This window comes from Gordonia sp. QH-12 (genome assembly GCF_001578675.1).
Taxonomy (GTDB): Bacteria; Actinomycetota; Actinomycetes; order Mycobacteriales; family Mycobacteriaceae; genus Gordonia; species Gordonia sihwensis.
Genome location: NZ_KQ969289.1, coordinates 65057 through 85907 on the forward strand (window position 1 = coordinate 65057; position 20851 = coordinate 85907).

Annotated in this window: 22 protein-coding genes and 1 pseudogene; 15 read left to right on the forward strand and 8 right to left on the reverse strand. The window is 66.6% G+C overall.

Annotated elements, in window-relative coordinates:
* The first annotated feature begins 110 nt into the window (after positions 1-110).
* Complete coding sequence (locus tag Y710_RS08890; RefSeq protein ID WP_231875712.1) at positions 111-1766, forward strand: HNH endonuclease signature motif containing protein; 1656 nt, start codon at positions 111-113, stop codon at positions 1764-1766.
* Here Y710_RS08890 and Y710_RS18465 read toward each other — a convergent pair.
* Positions 1669-2277 (reverse strand): TetR/AcrR family transcriptional regulator, encoded by a 609-nt coding sequence (locus Y710_RS18465; protein WP_082781283.1) that lies wholly within the window; start codon positions 2275-2277, stop codon positions 1669-1671. The genes Y710_RS08890 and Y710_RS18465 overlap by 98 nt on opposite strands.
* A 225-nt stretch (positions 2278-2502) precedes the next feature.
* Between Y710_RS18465 and Y710_RS08895 the strand changes: the two genes are divergently transcribed.
* From Y710_RS08895 to Y710_RS08945, 11 genes are read left to right on the forward strand one after another with little or no spacing between them, the layout of a single operon-like run.
* Positions 2503-4260, forward strand: a complete 1758-nt coding sequence (locus tag Y710_RS08895) for an FAD-dependent oxidoreductase (protein ID WP_062367246.1) — start codon at positions 2503-2505, stop codon at positions 4258-4260.
* Complete coding sequence (locus tag Y710_RS08900; RefSeq protein ID WP_062367247.1) at positions 4257-5030, forward strand: MlaE family ABC transporter permease; 774 nt, start codon at positions 4257-4259, stop codon at positions 5028-5030. Before Y710_RS08895 ends, Y710_RS08900 begins: the two co-directional genes overlap by 4 nt.
* Before the next feature lie 30 nt (positions 5031-5060).
* Complete coding sequence (locus tag Y710_RS08905; RefSeq protein WP_062367248.1) at positions 5061-5927, forward strand: MlaE family ABC transporter permease; 867 nt, start codon at positions 5061-5063, stop codon at positions 5925-5927.
* Positions 5924-7090, forward strand: a complete 1167-nt coding sequence (locus Y710_RS08910) for an MCE family protein (RefSeq protein ID WP_062367249.1) — start codon at positions 5924-5926, stop codon at positions 7088-7090. Before Y710_RS08905 ends, Y710_RS08910 begins: the two co-directional genes overlap by 4 nt.
* Complete coding sequence (locus Y710_RS08915) at positions 7087-8124, forward strand: MCE family protein (RefSeq protein WP_062367251.1); 1038 nt, start codon at positions 7087-7089, stop codon at positions 8122-8124. The genes Y710_RS08910 and Y710_RS08915 overlap by 4 nt, the downstream gene beginning before the upstream one ends.
* Positions 8121-9113: an MCE family protein gene (locus Y710_RS08920; protein ID WP_231875713.1), complete on the forward strand. Its 993-nt coding sequence runs from the start codon at positions 8121-8123 to the stop codon at positions 9111-9113. The genes Y710_RS08915 and Y710_RS08920 overlap by 4 nt, the downstream gene beginning before the upstream one ends.
* On the forward strand, positions 9110-10228 hold the full coding sequence (locus tag Y710_RS08925) for an MCE family protein (protein ID WP_062367252.1): 1119 nt from the start codon (positions 9110-9112) through the stop codon (positions 10226-10228). The genes Y710_RS08920 and Y710_RS08925 overlap by 4 nt, the downstream gene beginning before the upstream one ends.
* The gene (locus tag Y710_RS08930) at positions 10228-11328 is read left to right on the forward strand and encodes an MCE family protein (protein WP_062367254.1); all 1101 of its coding nucleotides are present in this window, start codon (positions 10228-10230) and stop codon (positions 11326-11328) included. Before Y710_RS08925 ends, Y710_RS08930 begins: the two co-directional genes overlap by 1 nt.
* Positions 11325-12737: an MlaD family protein gene (locus tag Y710_RS08935; protein WP_062367255.1), complete on the forward strand. Its 1413-nt coding sequence runs from the start codon at positions 11325-11327 to the stop codon at positions 12735-12737. The genes Y710_RS08930 and Y710_RS08935 overlap by 4 nt, the downstream gene beginning before the upstream one ends.
* Entirely contained in the window at positions 12710-13294 is a 585-nt protein-coding gene (locus Y710_RS08940; protein WP_231875714.1) for a hypothetical protein, read from the forward strand. The genes Y710_RS08935 and Y710_RS08940 overlap by 28 nt, the downstream gene beginning before the upstream one ends.
* On the forward strand, positions 13291-13929 hold the full coding sequence (locus tag Y710_RS08945) for a hypothetical protein (protein WP_197462926.1): 639 nt from the start codon (positions 13291-13293) through the stop codon (positions 13927-13929). Before Y710_RS08940 ends, Y710_RS08945 begins: the two co-directional genes overlap by 4 nt.
* A 30-nt stretch (positions 13930-13959) precedes the next feature.
* On the opposite strand, the gene Y710_RS08950 is transcribed toward Y710_RS08945, so the two are convergent.
* Positions 13960-14571, reverse strand: coding sequence for a CHAP domain-containing protein (locus Y710_RS08950; RefSeq protein WP_062367372.1), 612 nt, complete (start codon positions 14569-14571; stop codon positions 13960-13962).
* 121 nt (positions 14572-14692) lie between these two features.
* On the opposite strand from Y710_RS08950, the pseudogene Y710_RS08955 reads away from it, so the two are divergent.
* Positions 14693-14923 (forward strand): annotated as a pseudogene (locus tag Y710_RS08955) (hypothetical protein).
* Between the two features lie 146 nt (positions 14924-15069).
* Here Y710_RS08955 and dps read toward each other — a convergent pair.
* The 3 genes from dps to Y710_RS08970 all read right to left on the reverse strand — a co-directional run bounded on the left by dps (position 15070) and on the right by Y710_RS08970 (position 16660).
* A complete protein-coding gene (dps, locus tag Y710_RS08960; RefSeq protein ID WP_006896859.1) occupies positions 15070-15624 on the reverse strand; it encodes a DNA starvation/stationary phase protection protein Dps in 555 nt (184 codons plus the stop codon).
* A gap of 55 nt (positions 15625-15679) precedes the next feature.
* Positions 15680-16009: a hypothetical protein gene (locus Y710_RS08965; protein WP_006896858.1), complete on the reverse strand. Its 330-nt coding sequence runs from the start codon at positions 16007-16009 to the stop codon at positions 15680-15682.
* Positions 16010-16072: 63 nt separating this feature from the next.
* Entirely contained in the window at positions 16073-16660 is a 588-nt protein-coding gene (locus tag Y710_RS08970; RefSeq protein ID WP_006896857.1) for a type 1 glutamine amidotransferase domain-containing protein, read from the reverse strand.
* A gap of 136 nt (positions 16661-16796) precedes the next feature.
* Here Y710_RS08970 and Y710_RS08975 point away from each other — a divergent pair, with 136 nt between their 5' ends.
* Positions 16797-17219 (forward strand): nitroreductase family deazaflavin-dependent oxidoreductase, encoded by a 423-nt coding sequence (locus tag Y710_RS08975; protein ID WP_006896856.1) that lies wholly within the window; start codon positions 16797-16799, stop codon positions 17217-17219.
* A gap of 7 nt (positions 17220-17226) precedes the next feature.
* Here the strand turns inward: Y710_RS08975 and Y710_RS08980 are convergent, their stop codons facing one another.
* Together Y710_RS08980 and Y710_RS08985 are read right to left on the reverse strand one after the other, a co-directional pair.
* Complete coding sequence (locus Y710_RS08980) at positions 17227-17541, reverse strand: AzlD domain-containing protein (protein ID WP_006896855.1); 315 nt, start codon at positions 17539-17541, stop codon at positions 17227-17229.
* Entirely contained in the window at positions 17538-18251 is a 714-nt protein-coding gene (locus tag Y710_RS08985; RefSeq protein ID WP_039867626.1) for an AzlC family ABC transporter permease, read from the reverse strand. Before Y710_RS08985 ends, Y710_RS08980 begins: the two co-directional genes overlap by 4 nt.
* Before the next feature lie 18 nt (positions 18252-18269).
* On the opposite strand from Y710_RS08985, the gene Y710_RS08990 reads away from it, so the two are divergent.
* Positions 18270-18863 (forward strand): helix-turn-helix domain-containing protein, encoded by a 594-nt coding sequence (locus Y710_RS08990; protein WP_006896853.1) that lies wholly within the window; start codon positions 18270-18272, stop codon positions 18861-18863.
* A gap of 7 nt (positions 18864-18870) precedes the next feature.
* Here Y710_RS08990 and ligD read toward each other — a convergent pair whose 3' ends face one another.
* Positions 18871-20835: a non-homologous end-joining DNA ligase gene (ligD, locus tag Y710_RS08995; RefSeq protein WP_062367257.1), complete on the reverse strand. Its 1965-nt coding sequence runs from the start codon at positions 20833-20835 to the stop codon at positions 18871-18873.
* Positions 20836-20851 lie beyond the last annotated feature (16 nt).

Consider the following 20851-nt stretch of genomic DNA (forward strand, 5'->3'; position numbering starts at 1 on the left):
CGGGCGGTCAGCCGTCGACGCGAGTCGTTTTGTCGGACCTGGGTGATAGCGTTCAGGTAGTCAAGAAAACATGGTTTGACCAGCTGAAACACTCGGGGGAGGTGGCAGCGATGACCGATCCGATCACCGATTCGATCGCCACTGTCGTCGCCACCGGTGCATTGCCGGGGCGGCCCGCCGAACTACTCGCACTGATCGATGCCGCGGCGGTCAAACTCGCCGAAACCTCCCTATCACCGGAGACCGAACCGGAACTGCTGGCCCACACACAGACCGCCGAACGCATCCGGCGACGCTGGGACGGCATCTCCGCAGCACTCCTGGTGGAAGTCTCCGACCGCAACGCCCACCGCACCGCCGGCTACCTGAATCCGCACCAATACCTCTCGCAAGGGCTGCGGCTGGGAACCCGCGAGGCTGGCCGACGACTGCGGATGGCCGAGACCATCGGCGAGTTCTCCAACTTCCAAGGCGAGACCCTGCCTCCGCGGAAGCCGGCTACTGCCGCAGCGGTCGCGGCCGGGACTGTCGGCGCCGAACACGCTCTGGTGATCTCCGCGGTGCTGGCGAAAGTGCCCGGCTGTATCTCGCCGGAGGTCAAAGCCCGCGCCGAGGCGGAGTTGGCCGACGCGGCGGCTGGGTTGAATCCGGATGATCTGGGCAAGGTCGGTGACCGACTGCTCGCTCACCTGGATCCGGACGGGCAGGAGAGCGATCACGTCGACCGGCAACGCCAACGCGGAATCACGATCCTCCCGCAGGATCGTCAGTTGATGAGCAAAGTCCGCGGCGCGATGACCCCGGAGTTGCGGGCCAAGTTCGAAGTGATCTTGACCGCCTGGGCCGCACCCGGCATGAACAACCCCGCCGACCCCGACTCACCCACCGGAACCATCGACGCCGACGGCATCGACGCCGAGGCACTCGCGGCGGCGCGGGGCCGGGATCTGCGCAGCGCCGCCCAACGCACACACGACGCACTGCTGGCCCTGTGCGACTACGTTCTCGCCCACGGCGGACTCGGAGCACCGAACCGGATACCGACCGAACTCGTCATCACCGTCACCGACCAAGAACTCGCCGCCCACGCCGGCATCGCCCTGACCGCCACCGGCACCCGCATCCCGATCGGCGAACTCGTGAACCTCGCTGCCGACGCCGTCCCGCACCTGGCCGTCTTCCGCAATCACACCAGCGAGATCCTCTACCAGGGCCGAAGTGCACGCTTCGCGAGCAAGGCGCAGCGGTTGGCGTTGTTCGCCCGCGACCGCGGCTGCACCGCCCCCGGCTGCGACCGCCCCTTCGCCCAAACTCAAGCCCATCACGCACCGGACTGGATCACCCCGGCCGGACGCACCGACATCGACGCCCTCGGCGCAGCCTGCGGACGCCACAACCGCGCCGTCGGCACCAACCGCGGACAATGGGAAACCACCACCCTCACCGACGGACCCGACGCCGGACGCATGGCCTGGCGACCAGCCACCACCGATCAACCCTGGCGCCTGAACCCGATCCACCACGCCGGACAAGCACGGCACCTGCACCCACCGCCGCGCAATCACGCTGCGCCGGACCCGGGTACAGACCTCGAACGCCTTTTCAACCGAGCTTGCGGCCTGACCGTGCGGGCCTCTCGAGGCCTCAGCGCTCGGCCCTGCTCCGTCCTCAAGGCTGTACGAACGTCGAGATCAGACCGCGGACGGTCGCCCGGATCTGATCAACCGCGGCCGTATGGTCGCCACGGGGTTGAAGCAGGTGACTGACGGTGAGGCGCACGAACACTTCGACTAGTGTCGCCCGGTCTGCATCGCCGATCTCGGGTGCCACCGACCGCGATTGTTCGGCCACTACCTGCATCGCCCGGCCGAGAACCGTTTCGGAATCGACCGCGACTAAAGACAGGAGCTCGGTCTCACGTGCCCGGGCACCTTCGCTCACCACCGACAGCAGAAGCCGGTTCTGCTCACCGGTCGCAAGCGTGACTGCCGCGGCGGCGGCGAGGCCCTCCACCAGATCGGGGGCATGGGTCGAAATGGCCTCAGTGACACCGGTGAGGAAGCGGTCGGCTTCCCGAGCCACCAACGCCGCCGCCAGATCCTGACGCGTCCCCATTTCGTTATAGAGACCGGCCCGGCTGATCCCGACCTCGCGGGCGACGCGTGACATGTTGACCGAGGACCAGCCGTGGGCGATTACGAGATCGCCTGCGGTGTCGAGTATTCGGTTTCGGAGGAGGCTGCGGACCTCGCTGTGGAAGGTCCGACTCTCACCCATGCGGCCAGTCTACGCGGGCAAACACTGAGGCCTTCCGTGCGTTTCGGGCGTTTGAGGACGTCCCGGCATCGTTGACAGTTCAGGAGAAACTGCTGATCTAGTTGACACAACCGCCATAAATGTATAAACAATGTGCAGTACAAATCACAGTGTCTGAGCTCGATAACCCAGATCACCTCCTAGACCCGGTGCGCCGGCCCAACCATTTCAGCGACGGAGAAGCCCATGCCTGATCCCCGACGGAACCCTCGGCCTCTCCGGCAGAGCGCCTCCAGTGAGCGCGACTACGACGTCCTCGTCGTGGGATCAGGGTTCGGCGGAAGTGTCACCGCCCTGCGGTTGTCGGAGAAGGGATACCGCGTCGGGGTGCTGGAGGCGGGACGACGTTTCGAGGACTCCGACTTCGCGAAGACCAGCTGGGACCTGCGGCGATTCCTCTGGGCACCGAAGCTGGGTGCGTACGGGATCCAGCGCATCCACCTGCTTCGCGACTGCGTCATCCTCGCCGGCGCCGGGGTCGGCGGTGGCTCGCTGAATTATGCGAACACGCTCTACAAACCGTCGGGCGCGTTCTTCGCCGACGAGCAGTGGGCGCACATCACCGACTGGGAAGATGAGCTCAGCCCCTACTACGACCAGGCACGACGGATGCTGGGGGTCGTCACCAATCCGCACATGACGCCGGCCGACGAGATCGTGAAGGCTGTCGCCGACGACATGGGTGCCGGTGACACCTTCATCCAGACGCCCGTCGGCGTGTACTTCGGGGCGCCCGGCCGCACCGCACCCGACCCCTACTTCGGCGGAGTCGGTCCGGAACGGACGGGCTGCATCGAGTGCGGTGAGTGCATGACCGGATGCCGCCACGGTGCGAAGAACACCCTCCTCAAGAATTATCTGGGTCTCGCGGAGAAGATCGGCGCGGTGGTCCATCCCCTCACCACCGTCACCGACCTACGTTCGACGGCCGACGGTTCATGGGAGGTCCACACGGCCCGCACCGGTGCGTGGATGCGGAAGCGCAGACAGGTTTTCACCGCTCGCAGTGTGGTGCTCGCGGCGGGCACGTGGGGGACGCAGCAATTGCTGCACAAACTGAAGGACTCCGGTCGCCTCCCGCAGCTCTCGTCGCGCTTGGGCGAGCTGACCCGAACCAACTCCGAGTCGATCCTCGGTGCAATCCGTTACAGCGTCGACGAGTCGCTCGACCTCACTCGTGGAGTGGCGATCACGTCGTCGTTCTATCCGTCGCCCGACACGCACGTGGAGCCGGTCCGTTACGGCAAGGGCTCCAACGCGATGGGCATGCTGCAAGCGCCGATGACCGACGGCGACGGACGCCTGCCACGCTGGGTGCGTTTCCTGGGAATCATGCTGCGCCACCCGATCGCGACCGGACGGATCCTGGCGGTGAAGGGGTGGAGCGAGCGGACAGTGATCGCGCTCGTGATGCAAAATCTCGACAACTCGATAACCACGTTCACCAAGCGAGGTTTGCTGGGCCGGCGGCTCTCGAGCCGGCAGGGGCACGGGCAACCGAACCCGACCTGGATTCCCGCGGGCAACGAAGCGACGCGCCGCATCGCGGAGCAGATCGGGGGAGTCCCGGCGGGTACCTGGGGCGAGGTGTTCAACGTTCCGATGACCGCGCACTTCCTCGGTGGCTGTGTAATCGGTGACGACGCCTCGACCGGGGTGATCGACCCGTACCACCGCGTACACGGCTACCCGACGCTCAGCGTGGTCGACGGATCGGCGGTCTCGGCGAATCTCGGTGTCAACCCCTCGCTGACCATCTCCGCGCAGGCCGAGCGGGCGGCGGCCCTGTGGCCCAACAAGGGCCATGCCGACACTCGACCGGCCCAGGGCGACGGATATCAGCGGATCGAGCCGGTGGCGCCTGTCGCTCCGGTGGTTCCAGCGTCGGCACCCGGTGCCTTGCGTCTGCCGATCACGCCGATCGACAGGCCGGTGAGCCGATGACGGCGGCTTTCGCTCCCGCCCTCGGGAAGGCCCGCGACGGAGTCCAGACAGTCGGTTCCTTCTTCCTGACATTCTGGGAGATCCTCAAAGCCTTGCCGCGCAGACCGTTCCAATGGCGCGAACTCGTCGCGCAGGCCTGGTTCATCGCCAGTGTCTCGATCGTCCCGACGATGCTGATGTCGATTCCGTTCTGCGTGATGGTCGTCTTCCAGATCAATGTCCTGCTCAATGAGATCGGTGCCATCGACCTCAGCGGTGCGGGCGCGGGCATCGCGGTCATCCGCGAGATCGGCCCGATCGTCACCGTGCTCGTCGTCGCGGGAGCGGGTGCCACCGCCATCTGCGCCGACCTCGGATCCCGAACGATCCGCGAAGAGATCGACGCGATGCGCGTGCTCGGAATCGACCCGATTCAGCGTCTCGCGGTACCGCGTGTCATCGCCTCGTGCGTGGTCGCGGTATTTCTGAACGGGCTGGTGACAGCTATCGGACTCACCGGCGGATACCTGTACGGAGTCTTCCTGCAAGGTGCGACACCCGGCCAGTACATCACCGCCATCCCCATTCTGACCGGCACGTCAGACCTGTTGATCAGCGAACTCAAGGCGGGCATCTTCGGACTTCTCGCGGCCGTCGTCGCCTGTCATCTTGGCTTCAAGGCGGGCGGCGGGCCCAAAGGCGTCGGCGACGCCGTCAACCAAACGGTCGTGTTCAGCTTCGTGCTGCTGTTCCTGGCGAACGCCGTCATCACGACTCTTTCTCTGCATTAGGCGGGTACCGGTGAATCGGAGGACCACATCATGACGAGCGCACCCACCGCTCGAGAACCGTCTCGCGCGCGATTCGAACGGCTCGCGCCTGGCCGCGTCCTGGCGCCGGCCGAGCGCCTCGGCCGGCAACTGGCGTTCTACGGCGCGTCGCTGCGGGCGGTGCCTCGCGCCTTCACGCATTACCGACGCGAGACAGTCCGGCTGCTCGCCGAGGTCTCGCTGGGCGCGGGAGCGCTCGCGGTGATCGGCGGCACCGTCGTCATCATCGGATTCCTCACGGCAGCCGCGGGCTACGAGGTCGGTCAGCAGGGCTCGAGTTCTCTGGGGCGCGTCGGCGTCGAGGCGATGTCGGGCTTCATCTCGGCGTTCTTCAACACCCGCGAGGCGATCCCGGTTATCGCAGGCGTTGCGTTGACGGCGACCGTCGGTTCCGGTTTCACCGCCCAACTGGGTGCTATGCGGGTCAGCGAGGAGATCGACGCCCTCGAAGTGATGTCGGTGCAGTCGCTGCCGTATCTGGTCTCCACGCGAATCGCAGCCGGACTGGTCGCGGTCATCCCCCTCTATGCCATCGCGCTGTTCACCGGATATGCGGCGACCGAGTTCGTCAGCGTATTCCTTTCCGACCAATCGCCGGGTACCTACAACCACTATTTCCAGCTCTTCCTGCAGCCGTCCGATGTCGCGATCTCGCTGCTGAAGGTGATCGTCATGGCGGTGTCGGTGATGGCTGTGCACTGTTACTACGGCTACAACGCGAGCGGCGGACCGGCCGGCGTCGGTGTTGCGGTCGGCCATGCCGTGCGGACCTCGCTGATCATCATCATGGTCGTCGACTTCGTGGTCGGAATCGCGCTCTACGGAGGCGTTCACTCGACTGTGCGGGTGTCCGGATGATCGAGCATTCGCGCACGCGCCACCTGTTGTACGCATTCACCGCAGCTGCCGTCGTCGTCCTTCTCGTCGTTTTGGCAGTGTTGTCGTACCGAGGCAGATTCCAGAACACCGAGACGGTCTATCTCAACGCGCCGCGCGCCGGACTGCTGTTGGTTCCGGGCTCGGACGTGAAGATGTACGGCGTCGTGGTGGGCCGGGTATCGCAAGTCACCGTCGCCGACGACAAAGCTCGAATCCGGATGGAGATCGACTCCGACGTGATGGACGACTTGCCGTCCGACATGCGAGCCGAGATGGAACCCACGACACTGTTCGGACGCAAGTACGTTGCGCTGTCGATGCCGTCGTCGCCGTCGGCGGGCAAGCTGGCCGCCGGCGCGACGATTGACACGTCCGCCACCCCGGTCGAGGTGTTCGACACCTTCGACCTGCTGGTCAAGATCCTCGACAGGATCGATCCGGCACGCGTCAACGCGACGCTCACTGCGGTGCAGACGGGCACAGTGAACCGCGGCGGCAAGCTCGGCTCCGTGATCGACGATGTGAACCGTTACCTCGCGACCTTCAACAAGTCGCTGCCGACGCTGCAACGCGATCTGAAGCTGGGCGCGGACAACCTCGAGACGTTCGCCGATATGACGCCCGACCTGATGACCACGATCAGGAATCTAACGGTCACGTCGAAGACGATCGTCGACGAGCAGACTCAGCTGACGTCGTTCCTGCTGAGCTTCACCCGCTTCGGCAACACCGGCGACCGATTCATGGCCGGCGTCCAAACACCGCTGGTGAAAGCCGCGGAAGCACTGGCGCCGCCGACTCAGGTGCTCGGCGACTACGGCCCGATCCTCCCGTGCTTCCTGTCCGGCCTCAACCTCGGACGCAAGTATCTGGAGCGTGCGTTCGGGGGCGCGCGAGCCGGACTGGACATCGTCGGAACACTCATCATGGGCGACCCGCCCTATCGGCCGGGAACAGACGCTCCGCGCACCGGCGCGGGAGAGTCGGGACCCAGCTGTTACGGGTACCCCCGCGGCCCCGGTGCCAAGGCGCCCGGCCACGTCGATTTCAACGACGGCAGCCACGCCTACCGTGATGTGAAGAACCCGGAGGACATCATCGGCAACCCGTTCGCCTCCATGATCTACGGAATGACGCGATGAACGTCACCGGGCCCGCGATCAAGCTGAGCATCTTCCTCGTCGTCAGCGCACTCATCACCGCCGTGCTCTTCGTCATCGTCGGCGACCTGCGGTTCGGGCCTACGAAGTCGTACCGTGCCGTGTTCACGTCGGCGTCCGGGCTGCGGACCGGTGACGATGTGAAGCTCGCCGGCGTCGTGGTCGGAAAGGTGACCGACGTCCAGGTGGCCCGCACCGAAGAGGACGGCCCTCACCTCGGCGCCGAGGTGGCCATGGACGTCGACTCCGACGTCGTCGTCACCACGGCGACCAACGCGAACGTCAAGTACAAGAACCTGATCGGCGACCGCTATGTGGAGCTGAAGACGCCGCCGGCGGCTGCGGCGAAGGAGCGTCCGTCCGGATCGGTGATTCCCGCGACGCAGACGCGCGCCGCGCTCGACATGGACGCTCTGGTCAACGGCTTCAAACCGTTGCTCGTCGGAGTGAACCCCGACCAGACCAACCGTCTGTCGGCGGCACTGGTATCGGTCCTCAACGGCCGGACCGACGACATCGGAGAAGTGATCACGCAGCTCGGACAGCTCAGCAAGACGATCGCCGACCGGGACGCCACGATCGGCTCCGTGGTGAGCGACCTCAACACGGTCCTCGGCACGGTCGACGAACGTAAGGCAGCGTTCGGCTCGATGATCGGACAGATGCAGCGGCTGGTGTCCGGGCTCGCCGAGGACCGAACCACGATCGTGGACGGACTCGCCCACATCGAGGCGGCGACCTCGCAACTGGACAGCCTGCTGTCGGAGGTCAGACCGGATCTGACCATCGACATCACGCGCCTGCGTGGCCTCGCGGCGAACCTGAACAAGAACACGTCGACGATCAACATGCTGCTGAACAAGCTTCCGGAGGCGTATCGCCTGCTCGGCCGCTCCTCGGGGTACGGCAGCTTCGTCAACTTCTTCGTCTGCGGTCTGGCCATCCGCTACCCGACGCTCGACGGCGGCCACCAGGACACGCCGATGATCCAAGTACCCGCCCAGAGGTGTAAATGATGAGACCTGACGACTCCGTCCGTGCCGTGCGGGCCGGGATCATCGGTAGCGCGGTGATCCTCGTCGTTCTCGCACTGGCCTTCAACTATCGGTCGCTGCCCTTCTGGCCCGGCGCCACCACGGTGGTCGCCGAGTTCGCTGACGCGAGCGGTCTGAACACCGATGACGAAGTCCAGGTGGCGGGAGTCTCCGCGGGCACAGTCACGGCGATCTCACTGAAGTCCGATCACGTGGACGTCAAACTCCGTCTCACCGAGGGGTGGAGAGATCTGGGCTCACAGACACGCGCCGCGATCAAAGTGGAGACCGCGCTCGGACGCCGCTACGTCGAGCTGACGACCGGCGGCGGCGGTGAGCTCGGTGACCGGATCCCGCAGTCGCGCACCACCTCAGGCTTCGACCTCACCGATTCACTCGATCAACTCACCGAGAACGTCGGCGACACAGACAAGAAGCAGGTTGTCGACGCGGTGCAGAGCCTGGACAAGGTGATGAAGGGCCTTCCGGACGATCTCGGCGGCTCGCTCGAGAACGTCGCGGACGCCGCTCGGACAGTCTCCCGCCGGGATGCGGGCATTCGGACCCTGTTACAGCACACCCGTTCGCTCTCGGGCGTCCTCGCCGAGCGCAAGGGCAACCTGACCCGCCTGATCGACGACGGCGATGTCCTGTTCCAAGCGCTGAACGATCGCGCCGCGGTGATCCGCCGCGTGCTCGTCAGCCTGCGAGGTGTCGCCGACGAGATCGAGCGTGTCACCGTCGAGAACCGCACGTCGACGCCGCCGATGCTCGAGGAATTGCGCAGAGTGACCGACACCCTGAACGCGAACTACACGAATCTCGACAAGTCGATCTCGGGAATGCGGCCGTACGTCATGCAGTTCACCGACGTCCTGGGAAGCGGGCCGTTCTTCGCCGTTCTGCTCGAGAACATCACGCCCGCGAATCTCCGCGGTCAGCAGCCTGGAAGCCCGGGAGGCGGACGATGAAGGCAGTCAAGAGACTCGGTGCGCCGGCGGTCATCGTGATCGGCATCGTCGTCACGGCGATGGTGGCGCTGGCGGTGTCGGTGGTGTGGGAGCGTACGCACACATCCACAGCGACAATCCATTTCACCGACGGCACCGGGCTGTTCCCCGGCGACCCGGTGAAGATGCGAGGGGTGTCCATCGGCACCGTGAAGTCGGTGGAACCGTCGCCGGGCGACGTGGTCGTCGAGGTGTCGTACGACGACTCGGTGTTCGTATCGGCGTCCTCGCGCGCCGTGATCGTATCGCCGACCCTCGTGTCGGGACGTTACGTGCAGTTCGTGAATCCGGAGCGGCCGGGAGGCGCGGCACTGCCCGACGGCGCAGTCATCGGCCTCAAGCGCACGGCAGTGCCGGTCGGATACGACGAGATCAAGAAGCAGGTCACCGACCTCGCCACTCAGCTCGGTCCCACCGCGCACGACGAGAAGGGCACGTTGAGCCGGTTCGTCGACACCTCGGCCGCGGTTCTCGGCGACAACGGCCAGTCGCTGCGGCACGCGGTCGACGCGTTGTCCGACGCAGCGGGGACGCTATCCGCCGGCGGTCCGGATCTCTTCGGCACCGTACGCAATCTTCAGCAGGTGGTGACCGCACTGCGTGCCTCCGACAACCAGATCGTCTCGTTCTCGGCGCAGCTGAACGACGCCTCGGCGCTTCTGGCCGACAACCGGACGCAGCTCGACGCCGCGATCCATGCACTGAACGACATGGTTCCAGACCTGCGCGACTACCTTTCGCGGAATCGCGACGCGCTGAGCACGGACGTCAGGGAACTCACCCGGGTGTCGCGACTGCTCGTCGACCGTGAGGACGACCTCGCCCAGATCCTGCATACGGCACCGACCGCTCTGTCGAATCTCTACAACATCTACGACCCGGATTCGAATTCCCTGACCGCCGGACTGGCGATCGCCGATTTCCCCGACCCGGTATCGCTGATCTGCGCGCTGCTCACCACGGTCGACGCACCGAAGAAGGAGTGCCAGAAGGTGAACACCACGCTGACCCGGGTCCTCACCTCCGAGATAGCACGCTCGTCCGCGTCGTCGACGTCGAAGACGGGAGGTCGCTGATGAGACGCAGAAAGATCGCTGCTGCACTGGCCGCACTCCTGGCGGTCGTGTCCACTGCGCTGACCGGTTGCCGGTTCGACGGCGCGAACTCCCTGCCGCTGCCCGGCGACGCGATTTCCGGCAAGGCCTATCGCGTGACCGTTCACTTAGCCGACGTGCAGAATCTCGTATCGAATTCGCTGGTCAAATACGACAATGTGACGGTCGGACAGATCGGGTCGATCTCGGTGGTCCAATCCGTCGCCGCAGTGGAGGTGGAACTCTCGGAGGGCGTCGTGATCCCGGCGAATGCCACGGTGAAGCTGGCGCAGACCTCGGTCCTGGGCGCCCAGTACCTCGAGTTCGTGCGGCCGTCCCGGCCGGCTGCAGGCCATCTCCTTCCCGGTGACACGATCGACGTGAAGTCGTCGTCGGCGTATCCCTCCACCGAATCGGTTCTCGCGGCCCTGTCCCTGGTGCTCAACGGCAGCGGACTCGAACAGCTCCGGTCGATCATGACCGAACTGAACACCGCCACCGACGGCCGGACGGCGGCTGCGAACGAAGCGATCGGCAGGCTCAAGACCCTCGTCACCCGGCTCAACGGTCAGCGCGACGACATCGGCCGCGCGATCGACGCTCTCGGGCGGCTCAGCGGATCACTCGCCGATCAGAATTCGACGATAGCCGCGGGAATCGACGGTATCGAACCCGCGCTCACCGTGCTCGCGGACCAGCGCGAGAACCTGGTCACGATGCTCGACCGTGTCGGAGACTTCGGCGCCAAGGTGTCGACGGCGCTGTCCCGCAGCCACGACGACCTGGCCACTATCGTGTCCGAACTGCGGCCTGCGCTGACCGGGCTCGAACAGTCGGGAGACGACTTGGTCGGCTCGCTGCTCGTGGGTCTGACCATCCCGTTCCCGGTGACGACGATCGACAAGGGGATGAAGGGCGACTTCCAGAATCTGTTTCTCACTCTGGACCTGTCCGTGGGTGCCATCCGCGACAAGGTGATCGGCAGCCTGCCGAAGATCGACGTGGAGAAGATGATGCTGTCTCGCCAGGCGGCCGATCCGCTGCGCGCACCGTTCGCTGCGCCGAAGGGCGGCCGTCGATGAGGCTGACGAAGCTGGTCAGGTGGCAGTTGATCGTGTTCGCACTGCTCACCGTGGTGAGTGTGGTCTACGGTGCGATCACGTACATCGGTATCGGTCGTGTCACCGGCATCGGCACGTACCGGGTCGTCGCCGAGTTCGGCTCGGCCGGCGGCGTCTACGAGTCCGGGTTGGTCACGTATCGCGGCGTCACCGTGGGCCGGGTCGACGGCGTGGACTTGGATCTGGCGAATCCATCGGCGCCGGTGCGTGTGACGCTGCGCATCGACTCGGGTCGGCGCATCCCGCGCGACAGTTCGGCCCACATCAAGAGTCAGTCGGCCGTCGGTGAGCAGTACGTCGATCTCGTACCGCGATCGGGCGCCGGCCCCTCACTGAGCGACGGCGATGTGCTCCCGGCGGGCGGCAACGTGGCGCCCACACCCACCAAAGACGTGCTCGGGCGAACGATGAGCTTGGTGGGGGCACTCTCGCCTCAGCATCTGGAGACCACGATCGACGCTGTCTCGGACGGGCTGGGAGAGTCCGGGGACCGGCTGGCCCGTCTGATCGACTCGTCACAGCAGTTACTGCGGCTGGCGCAGATCGACCTCGTACCCACGACCACGCTGATCGGCGATGCCGACCCGCTGCTGCGCACCGGAAACAAGGTGGCCGTCGACTTGCGATCGTCGGTGGCGAATCTGGCGTCGTTCACTGATCAGCTCGCTATGAGCGACGGCCGGATTCGCACGCTGATCGAGGACGCACCCGCCGCCGCTGACGAGGTGTCGGCGACATTGGGGAAGCTGACGCCGACACTGCCGACGCTGCTCGCGAACCTGCAGACGGTCGGTCAGGTGCTGCGGGTCAACGTGCCCGGGCTCCGCCACATCTTGACGGTGTATCCGGCGTTCACATCGGGCACGCTATACTCCGTCAAGGACTTCGCGCTCGGTGAGAGCCCGCAGGCCCCGCTCGACGTGAAGCTCGGAAATACGCTGAACCCGCCGCCGTGCACCGAAGGCTACGGCCGCACCCAGCGGCGTGATCCGTCGGACCTGCGGGAGGTTCCGGTGGTCCCGGACCAGTACTGCGACGTCCTCGCCGCCAACCCGAAGGTCGCTCGTGGCGCGCGCAACGTGCCCTGCGCCACCGATCTGTCGGTGAGGACCGCGCTGGTCGCGGACTGTCCGGGAGGTCTGCCGTCGACGTGGCCTGAGATGCTCGCCAAGCCGCACAGCGCGACCGCAGGCGACCCGCCGGACCGGCGTCCGCGATCGTCGACGCCCACTGATCGGCCGATTCCCTACTCGGAGAAGACGGGCCGGTTCACAGGACCTGACGGAGTGACGTACTTCGTCGGATCGCCCACCAGCACAGCATCCGGAAAGGGGAACACGACATGGCAGTCGTTGCTGATCAAGTGGTAGATGCAGACGAAGCGCAGGAGACGGGCCAGGAGCAGGCGACGGAACAGGAGACACGAACGCTCAGCGACCGGGGAGGTCGCCGGCCGGCGCTCGTCGTCTGGTCCCTGCTGATCGCCGCCGTCGCGGTTCTGACGATGTTGGGAGTCAAAGGCGTCGACCTCTGTCACGCCGAACGGAACAAGAGCCGGGACGCGCAGGTTCTCGACGTGACGCGAGAAGCGGTCGCCGGGCTGGTGAGCTTGGACTACCAACGGTCCAAGGCCGACATGGACCGGATCTCCTCGCTGGCGACCGGCTCGTTTCAACAACAGTTCGGCCAGCTGGCCGCCTCCTTCGAACAGGTCCTCGCCTCGGGTCAGGTTCGTTCGACGGGCGCGGTCAAGGAGGCGGGGATCGTCGAGGCCGACGACGACTCGGCGAAAGTCCTCGCAGCGGTGAGCTCGGTAGTCAAGAACACCGAGGCACCCGACGGTCAGCAGCGCGTCTACCGGATGCTGGTGGACCTCCAACGACAAGGCGACGACTGGAAGGTCGGGAATGTGGAGTTCGTGTCATGACGGTCAATGAGCAGGCGAGCGTGGATCCGGACGATGCGGTCGGCGCCACCGAGCCGGAGACGCACGAGGAACAAGAGGCCGTCGACGAGGGCACGGGCACGAGTAGCAGCCGGATGCGTGGACTGCTTCTGTGGCCCGCCGATCTGTCGGTGCGGGCGCGAAGGCTCGTCGTCGGAGTGCTCGCGGCGGTGACGGTCGTCGGTGCCGGTGCGCTCGGGTACGTGTGGTGGGCTGCGTCGTCGGCCGCTGCCGATGCCGATGCCGGGCAGTCGGCGCTGGCATCGGCCCGCCGTGACGTACCGGAACTGCTGAGCTACGACTATCGGACCATCGACCAGGCCTTTCCGAAGTCGGCGAAGAAGCTGCTGACCGGTAAGTTCCTCACTGAATACACCGAACTCGGCGCGTCAGTGGTGCAGCCCGCGGCCAAGAGAGATGCCATCGTCACCAAGGCCGATGTGGTCGAAGCCTCGGTGGTGGCCGCGGAGGAGGACTCGGTGACCGTGCTGCTGTTCGTCAACCAGACCACCACCAGCAAGGACCTGGAAGGTCCGCGCCTCGACGGCAGCCGGGTCCGCGTGCACATGACCAAGGACGGCGACTCGTGGAAGATCTCTGAGTTCGTTCCGGTCTGACGGCGCATCCGGCGCGCGGGGTGAAGCCCGCTACTGCTCGGCTGCCGACGGCAGGACGCCGTACCCCACGAGCCCGACGTATCCGCCGATCCGGAATCGGTTCACCTTCACGTGTCCGCCCCACTCGTTGCCTCCGACGGTGGTGACCTCCCCGTCGGAGTAGTCGAGCACGATGTTGGTGTGCTGACGGAAGAAGCTCTTGGTGGAGTAGAGCATCACGTCGCCGAGGACGGGACGGTAACCCGAGTCGGCTGCGCGGAAGCGTCCCTGCGACTGGAAGTACTCGGTCAGGGTGTACACCCCCGGGATCCGCCAGTGCCCGGAGAACGGATTCTCGAAGGGCACGCCCGACTCCCGCATCACCCAGCTGATGAAGTCGGCGCACCACTCCTCGTCGACCCCTTCAGAGTACTTGGTGCCCGGCGGCTGGGCGTCGAACTCCGCGCGGGTGACGGTAACGATGCGCTGCTGCGTGGGGCCGAGAGCAGTGGTGTCCAGGTCCGGATAGGCGCGGTCGCGGTTGTTCCACCAGGTCCGGACGAATCCCACCGCGCCTTCGTGGACGGCCACGGCGGTCGCGCCGCCCAGGAGTACGACGACCACTGCGAGTGAGATGGCGAGCCTTCGGCGGCGGGGCGACATTCGGCCAGCGTATCCGCCCATCATGTTTCGGGGTCTCGGCGATCGGGAACTCGATCGATGTCCGGAGACGGACTTCGCTTCCGGACGGACGAATACCGACTATCTGAACGGAGGACGCGGCATGTCTGCAAGCACCGAGTCCGGGGAAGTGACCGGAACACGCGACAAGACGTACAACCTGATCTGATACGTGGAGAAGTGCCTGTCGAACGCGCTTCGGATGGACACTTTCATCGCCGACGCCGAGCGCGACGGCGACCACGAGACGGTGGAGTTGTTCACGAAGGCGCAGAGCGACAGCCTCAAGGGCGCAGAGATGGGCAAGAAGTTGCTGCGCGCGAGGCTCGTCTGAGGTCACTGGACGCGTTTCGCCAGATCGCAGTCCGGCTTCCGGAACCAGCGAGATGAACCAGCGAAATCGGCGGCGCTGCCCGAGCAGCGCCGCCGATTCATGTGCCTCTGTCGCGTTTCTACCGAGCTACTGAGCGAGCGACCTCCTCAGCGAGCTGCGTCGGCGGCGCCGAGTTCGGTATGCGACCCCGCGTGTGCCAGTTCGCCGGAACGGTCTTCCAGATGGGCGCGCAGGAACCACTGGAACTGCTCGAGTTCGCGCGTCTGGCCGATGAGGACGTCCTCGGTGATCGGATCGATCATCCCCGCCTCGGCGATGGCGTCGCGATGGGACTTGACGACCCCGGTGTAGACGAGGTCGAGGGCCGCGAGATGCGCCTGGACGGTGTCGCGGCCGAGATCGTAATCGTCCCAGTCGCGATTCTTCGTGATACCCGCCGATGTCCCGCTCGGCGAGCCGCCCAGCGTCGCGATGCGTTCAGCGAGCACGTCGGCGAATCCGCGGACCGTGGCGGTCTGCGGGTCGAGCATCTCGTGGACTCCGATGAAGTTGGGGCCCACCACGTTCCAGTGAACATGCTTGAGCGTGAGATGCAGATCGATCAGGGAACTGAGCCGGTGCTGCAGGATCGAGATCAGTGCATCGGACTCGGTGTGCGAGAGACCGCCGATCTCCGGCTGATGGGTGTTGATGAGTGACATGGTGCCTCCTCGTCTGTCGGGTCGGCCGTCGCACGGGCGGGTGATCGCTCGGCGATCATGCCCTCCTGCGGCGGCCGCGTGGATGATGCAGGTGCTCGTACTCGTCGGCCTCCTCGGCCGTCGTCTCCGGGATGAGCGGGTCGTGCTGGGGACGGTCGAGCGCGCGATGGGACCGCAACCTCACCCGCGACCAACCGAGGCATCCGACCGCGGCCACAGCGCAGACCACCGTCGCCACGATCCACGGTGCGAGCGCGTCGTCGGCCGCCGCGGTGGTCAAGGTCACGGCGATCAGCACCAGGGCGATCAGGAGCAGCCCGTAGCCGATCAGCCCGAGCGCCTTCAGTGGACGAACGGTCGCGGCGCTCAGATGGTCTCCGGTCATGGGCGGGCCTCCTCCCGGCGTGGATTCGCTGCGTCTCATGTGAACCTCCTTGAACGAAAGGCATCAGGGCCGGCCCGTGGCCGCGACCGAGAACCGGTGCAGCAGAGCCTCGTCGAAGGCGGGCAGATCGTCCGGCGCCCGGCTGGTGATCAACGGACCCGGGCCCGAGTCGCACACCACCACCGGCCCGTCCTCCCACGTGGCGCCCGCGTTGCGCACGTCGGTTCGGAGGCTGGGCCAGGCGGTGAGCCGGCGACCCCCGATCAGACCCGTCTCGATGAGCAGCCACGGCGCGTGGCAGATCGCGGCGACGGGGCGGCCCGACTCCAGGAACCGCGCCGCGAACTCGACAGCGCCGGGAACGGTCCGCAGATAATCCGGATTCGCGACACCGCCGGGAAGCACCAGCGCATCGAAATCCGTGGAGTCGAGATTCTCGACCACCTCGTCGACCGGGTATGAGGCGGCGCGGTCCAGGTGGCGGAAAGTCTGTACCGTTCCGCCGACGGTCGACACGAGAGTCGGAGTGCCACCGGCCTCGCGCACGGCCTGCCACGGGTCGGTGAGTTCGCGCTCCTCGGCGCCCTCCGGCGCGACCAGGAACGCGACGGCCCGTCCGCTCAGGTCGGGGTCGTGATGGTGCACTGTCATGGCGAACTCCCTCCAGCTGTGCTGCGGCGGACATGCAGTGCCGGGATACCCCGTCCATGCGGCTCTCAAACGTCGAGTCGGTCGAACCTGCCGATGTCGACGCCCTGCCGCGGGCGATCGCCCTACCATCGGGACCATGAGTGATTCCCCCGAACTGAGCCCCACCGACTGGGTGCGCGATCAGACCGAGAAGATCCTGGCCGCGGGCACGACCGACGTCGCGGACATCAACGGCATGAGAGTGGTGCTGTTCACCACGCTCGGCGCCAAGTCCGGCAAGCAGCGGTATGTCCCGCTCATGCGGGTCGAGGAGAACGGCAAGTACGCGATGGTGGCGTCCAAGGGCGGCGCGCCGTCGAACCCGTCCTGGTACTACAACGTGAAGGCACACCCCGAGGTCACCGTGCAGGACGGCACGGAGGTCTTCCACCTCACTGCGCGCGAGGTCTCCGGCGAGGAGCGCGAGCACTGGTGGAAGCTGGCGGTCGAGGCATTCCCGCCGTACGGCGAGTACCAGCAGAACACCGACCGTCAGATTCCGGTTTTCGTCCTGGAGTGACCCGCCGTCACAGCACCAGTCGCAGTGCCGCGGTGGTCGCTGCCGCGACGACGATCACGACGGCCAGCGGCGCGCGCAGCAGGGCCGCCACCGCACCGGCTGCGACTCCGATCGGACGGGCGGGATCGCTCAATTCGGTGCCGGCGAACAGGGCGCCGGTGAGACCGACGGCGATCAACAGGATCATCGTCGACCGTTCCAGCAGGGTCTCCACCGCCGGTGAGACGGTGATCCGGCTGCGCAGCCGCACGCCGGCGACCCGGATCAGATAGGTCCCTCCGGCGAGGATCGCGACGCCGCAGGCGAACTCCCAGCCGGTCACGACGGCACGCTCTCCGGCTCGCGACTCCGGTCAACGCGCGGGCGGCCGGTCACCATCAGCCCGAGCGGAATTCCGAACAACGCCAGCACAATCGGCAGTCCGGCGGCCACGAAGCCCGCCGTCGCCAGCGCGATGGTCCCGCCGAACAGGGCCGCCCAACGCGTCTCCCGGTCGCGCAGTGCGGGAAGCGCCAGGGCGATGAGCAGAGCGGGGAAGGCGGCGTCCAGCCCGAGCGTCTCGGGCGAGGCGATCACCTGCCCGACCATCGCACCGGTGAGCGCGCCGAGTGGCCATGCGATGACGACCGCGGTTCCGCAGATCACGAAGGCCGACCGTGCGGCCGTCACATCGCGGTGACCGGCCGAGTAGACGGCGGTCTCGTCGTTCACCATGTGGGCTGCGGCGTATGCCGATCGGTCGTCCCGGAGGAATCGGCCGGCGGAGAGCCCGTACGAGAAATTGCGCAGGTTCACCAGCAGGCCGGCCAGTGCGCCGACCACGGGCAGCCCGCCGCCGGCCACCACCGACACGAAGACGAACTCGGACGATCCGGCGAGTACGACGCAGGCCATCAGCAGGACCTGCCACCATGCCATGCCGATCCCGTGTGCGGCGGCGCCGTACGAGACGCCGACGATCCAGAGGGAGAACGCGATGGCGATGATCTCGCGGGGCGCGCGCCGCACGAGTGTTCTCCATGATGAACGCATGTCCACTATGATGAACCTATGGAAGAGGTTCGTCAAAATGAACGTTCGTCCGCTCTGTCGAACGATGTGAGTCCGCAGAAACTCGTCGCGGCGGCACTGAAGAGAGAGCGGGCGCGGGCGGGCATCTCCTTGGCCGAACTCGCGCGCCGTGCCGGAATCGGGAAGTCGACTCTGTCACAGCTGGAGTCCGGGGAGGGAAACCCCAGCGTGGAGACGCTGTGGGCACTCAGCGTCGCACTCGGAATCCAGTTCTCGGCGTTGGTCGACGCGCCTCGTCCGACCGTCGAAGTGATCCGGCTGGGCGAGGGTGCGACGATCTCCGCCGGCGAGGCCGATCATTACAGCGCCACCCTGCTGTCGGCGGCGCGGCACGGCACGCGCCGCGACGCCTATCTGATCCGCGCCGAGCCCGGCCGTCCCCGAGTCTCCGAACCGCACGCCAGAGGAGTCGTCGAACACGTCGTGCTCTGCTCGGGCCGGGCGTCGGTGGGGCCGACGGAGGCGCCCGTGGAACTGTCGCCCGGCGACTACGTGAACTATCCCGGCGACATCGAGCACATCTTCGACGCTCTCGAGGAGGGGACGATCGCGGTTCTGCTCAGCGAGTCCTGAGAGCCGCTCACAGGTCGCCCGGCAGCTTGTCACGGCGGATTCCGCGCCAACTCGGATGGCGCAGGTGCCCCGTCGACGTCCAGTCCATGAACTGCACGTCCGCCACGATCTTCGGCAGCACCCACGTCGCGCTGCCCGCGACGGGCTTGTCGATGTCGTCGATGAACGGGCACATGCTGATCCGCAGGGGCCGGAGTTCTTCGAGCAGTGCGTCGAGTTCGGCGTCGCTGAAACCGGTGCCCACCCGGCCGAGGTAGCGCAGGCCGCGCTCGGCGGGCAGGCCGACCAGCAGTGATCCGATCTTCGACTCGGAGCCGCGACCGGGCCGATAGCCGCCGATCACCACTTCGATGTCGTTCCAGTTCTTCTGTTTGCGCCAGTCGGGGCTGCGGCGTCCGCTCGCGTAGGACGAAGCCCGCCGTTTCGCGATGACCCCTTCCCACCCCCGGTCCCGTGCGGTGCGGATCGCGGTGTCCGCCGGCCCGGGAAGCAGCGGCGGCACGTCGATCAGCGGTTCGCCGTCGAAGTAGTCGAGGGACTCCAGGATCTCGCGCCGCACCTCCCACGGCTGCTCCCACACTCGGACGCCGTCCAGGTACAGGACGTCGAAGAGGTGCACCCGGAGCTCGTGCGGCTCGGCTCTGCGCCTCCGCGATGCGAGCAGCGAGAAGTCGGTGAGCCCGGCGTCGTTGATCGCGACGATCTCACCGTCGAGCACGGCGTCGACCGGTCGGCCGCCGGAGACCAGGAGGTCACCGAACACGGACAGTTCCGGGAAGTCGCCGGTGAGGTCGTTGCCCGACCTCGAGATCAACCGGACCCGGCCGCCCACCACCCTGATCAGTGCCCGGAAACCGTCCCACTTGCCCTCGTACGCCCAGTCGTCGGTCAGGGACTCGATCGGGTCGTCGGTGGCGAGCATCGGGCGGAGTCCGACGAGACCGGGCAGCGGATCGTCGACCTCGCTGTCGCGGGCGGGCGCACTCTCTCGCGGAGGCGGCGCGACGCTCTCCCTCCGAGAGCGTGAGGACCGTTTCTTCCGATACTCGCCGAGGTCGACGACCGCGTCGTCGGGAACGGTGGTCGTCTGGACCGGCGGGCTCGCCTCCGACAGTCCGGCGAGCAGATCGCCGTCGTTCTCGTAGCGGTCGAGGACCTCGGTGCAGAGCAGATGGGCGAGTCCGGACTCGGACAGTTCGTCCCACGACCGCGGCGCCGCGACCCACGGCCGTTCGCGTCCACGCAGCGAGTACGGCGCGAGCGTCGTCTTAGCGGCGGTGTTCTGGCTCCAGTCGATGAAGACCCGGCGCTCGCGCTCGGCTTTCGCCATGGTCGCGGTGACGGTGCGGGGGTGCGCCTGCGCCAGGGCGGTCGCGATCTGGCGGGCCACGGTGCGCGCCGATTCGGACCGCACGGGCGATGCGAGGCGCCCGTAGACGTGAATCCCCTTGGAACCGCTGGTGACCGGGAACGACTCGAGACCGGCGTCGGTCAGCATGGCGCGGATGTCGAGGGCCACGGCGGCGCAGTCGTCCAGTGTCACGCCGGGCCCGGGATCGAGGTCGAGCACGATGCGGTCGGTGCGGCGCTCCTCGTCGTCGGACAGGTCGATGCGCCACTGCGGCACGTGGAGCTCCAGCGCGGCCACCTGGGCCAGCCACACCAGATCGGCAGCCGACCGGACCACCGGGTACACCGTCCGGCGCTCGGAGTGCTCGATCGTGAAGCGGGCCACCCAGTCGGGTGCGCCTGCGGGGAGGGTCTTCTCGAAGAACGGCGCCGACTCGACTCCGCCCGGCCAGCGTTTGCGGGTCACTGGGCGCGAGGCCATGTGCGGCACCATCGCGTCAGCGATCCGGATGTAGTAGTCGACGACGTCGAACTTGCGGGTCCCGGTCTCCGGATACAGCACCTTCTCGAGGTTGGTCAGCACAATCCTGCGCCCGTCCACGTCGAGATGCGATCGCGTCATAGGAGACCATTGTCCA

Excerpts from the sequence above, each read along its gene's own strand:
- Y710_RS08965 (WP_006896858.1), bottom strand. The coding sequence starts at position 16,009 with ATGACCGGAGACCATCTGAGCGCCGCGACCGTTCGTCCACTGAAGGCG.
- Y710_RS08975 (WP_006896856.1), top strand. The coding sequence starts at position 16,797 with ATGAGTGATTCCCCCGAACTGAGCCCCACCGACTGGGTGCGCGATCAG.
- Y710_RS08890 (WP_231875712.1), top strand. The coding sequence starts at position 111 with ATGACCGATCCGATCACCGATTCGATCGCCACTGTCGTCGCCACCGGT.
- Y710_RS08905 (WP_062367248.1), top strand. The coding sequence starts at position 5,061 with ATGACGAGCGCACCCACCGCTCGAGAACCGTCTCGCGCGCGATTCGAA.
- Y710_RS08925 (WP_062367252.1), top strand. The coding sequence starts at position 9,110 with ATGAAGGCAGTCAAGAGACTCGGTGCGCCGGCGGTCATCGTGATCGGC.
- Y710_RS08945 (WP_197462926.1), top strand. The coding sequence starts at position 13,291 with ATGACGGTCAATGAGCAGGCGAGCGTGGATCCGGACGATGCGGTCGGC.
- Y710_RS08895 (WP_062367246.1), top strand. The coding sequence starts at position 2,503 with ATGCCTGATCCCCGACGGAACCCTCGGCCTCTCCGGCAGAGCGCCTCC.
- Y710_RS08920 (WP_231875713.1), top strand. The coding sequence starts at position 8,121 with ATGATGAGACCTGACGACTCCGTCCGTGCCGTGCGGGCCGGGATCATC.
- ligD (WP_062367257.1), bottom strand. The coding sequence starts at position 20,835 with ATGACGCGATCGCATCTCGACGTGGACGGGCGCAGGATTGTGCTGACC.
- Y710_RS08900 (WP_062367247.1), top strand. The coding sequence starts at position 4,257 with ATGACGGCGGCTTTCGCTCCCGCCCTCGGGAAGGCCCGCGACGGAGTC.
- Y710_RS08970 (WP_006896857.1), bottom strand. The coding sequence starts at position 16,660 with ATGACAGTGCACCATCACGACCCCGACCTGAGCGGACGGGCCGTCGCG.
- Y710_RS08990 (WP_006896853.1), top strand. The coding sequence starts at position 18,270 with ATGGAAGAGGTTCGTCAAAATGAACGTTCGTCCGCTCTGTCGAACGAT.
- dps (WP_006896859.1), bottom strand. The coding sequence starts at position 15,624 with ATGTCACTCATCAACACCCATCAGCCGGAGATCGGCGGTCTCTCGCAC.
- Y710_RS08910 (WP_062367249.1), top strand. The coding sequence starts at position 5,924 with ATGATCGAGCATTCGCGCACGCGCCACCTGTTGTACGCATTCACCGCA.
- Y710_RS08915 (WP_062367251.1), top strand. The coding sequence starts at position 7,087 with ATGAACGTCACCGGGCCCGCGATCAAGCTGAGCATCTTCCTCGTCGTC.
- Y710_RS08950 (WP_062367372.1), bottom strand. The coding sequence starts at position 14,571 with ATGTCGCCCCGCCGCCGAAGGCTCGCCATCTCACTCGCAGTGGTCGTC.
- Y710_RS08940 (WP_231875714.1), top strand. The coding sequence starts at position 12,710 with ATGGCAGTCGTTGCTGATCAAGTGGTAGATGCAGACGAAGCGCAGGAG.
- Y710_RS18465 (WP_082781283.1), bottom strand. The coding sequence starts at position 2,277 with ATGGGTGAGAGTCGGACCTTCCACAGCGAGGTCCGCAGCCTCCTCCGA.
- Y710_RS08985 (WP_039867626.1), bottom strand. The coding sequence starts at position 18,251 with ATGCGTTCATCATGGAGAACACTCGTGCGGCGCGCGCCCCGCGAGATC.
- Y710_RS08930 (WP_062367254.1), top strand. The coding sequence starts at position 10,228 with ATGAGACGCAGAAAGATCGCTGCTGCACTGGCCGCACTCCTGGCGGTC.
- Y710_RS08935 (WP_062367255.1), top strand. The coding sequence starts at position 11,325 with ATGAGGCTGACGAAGCTGGTCAGGTGGCAGTTGATCGTGTTCGCACTG.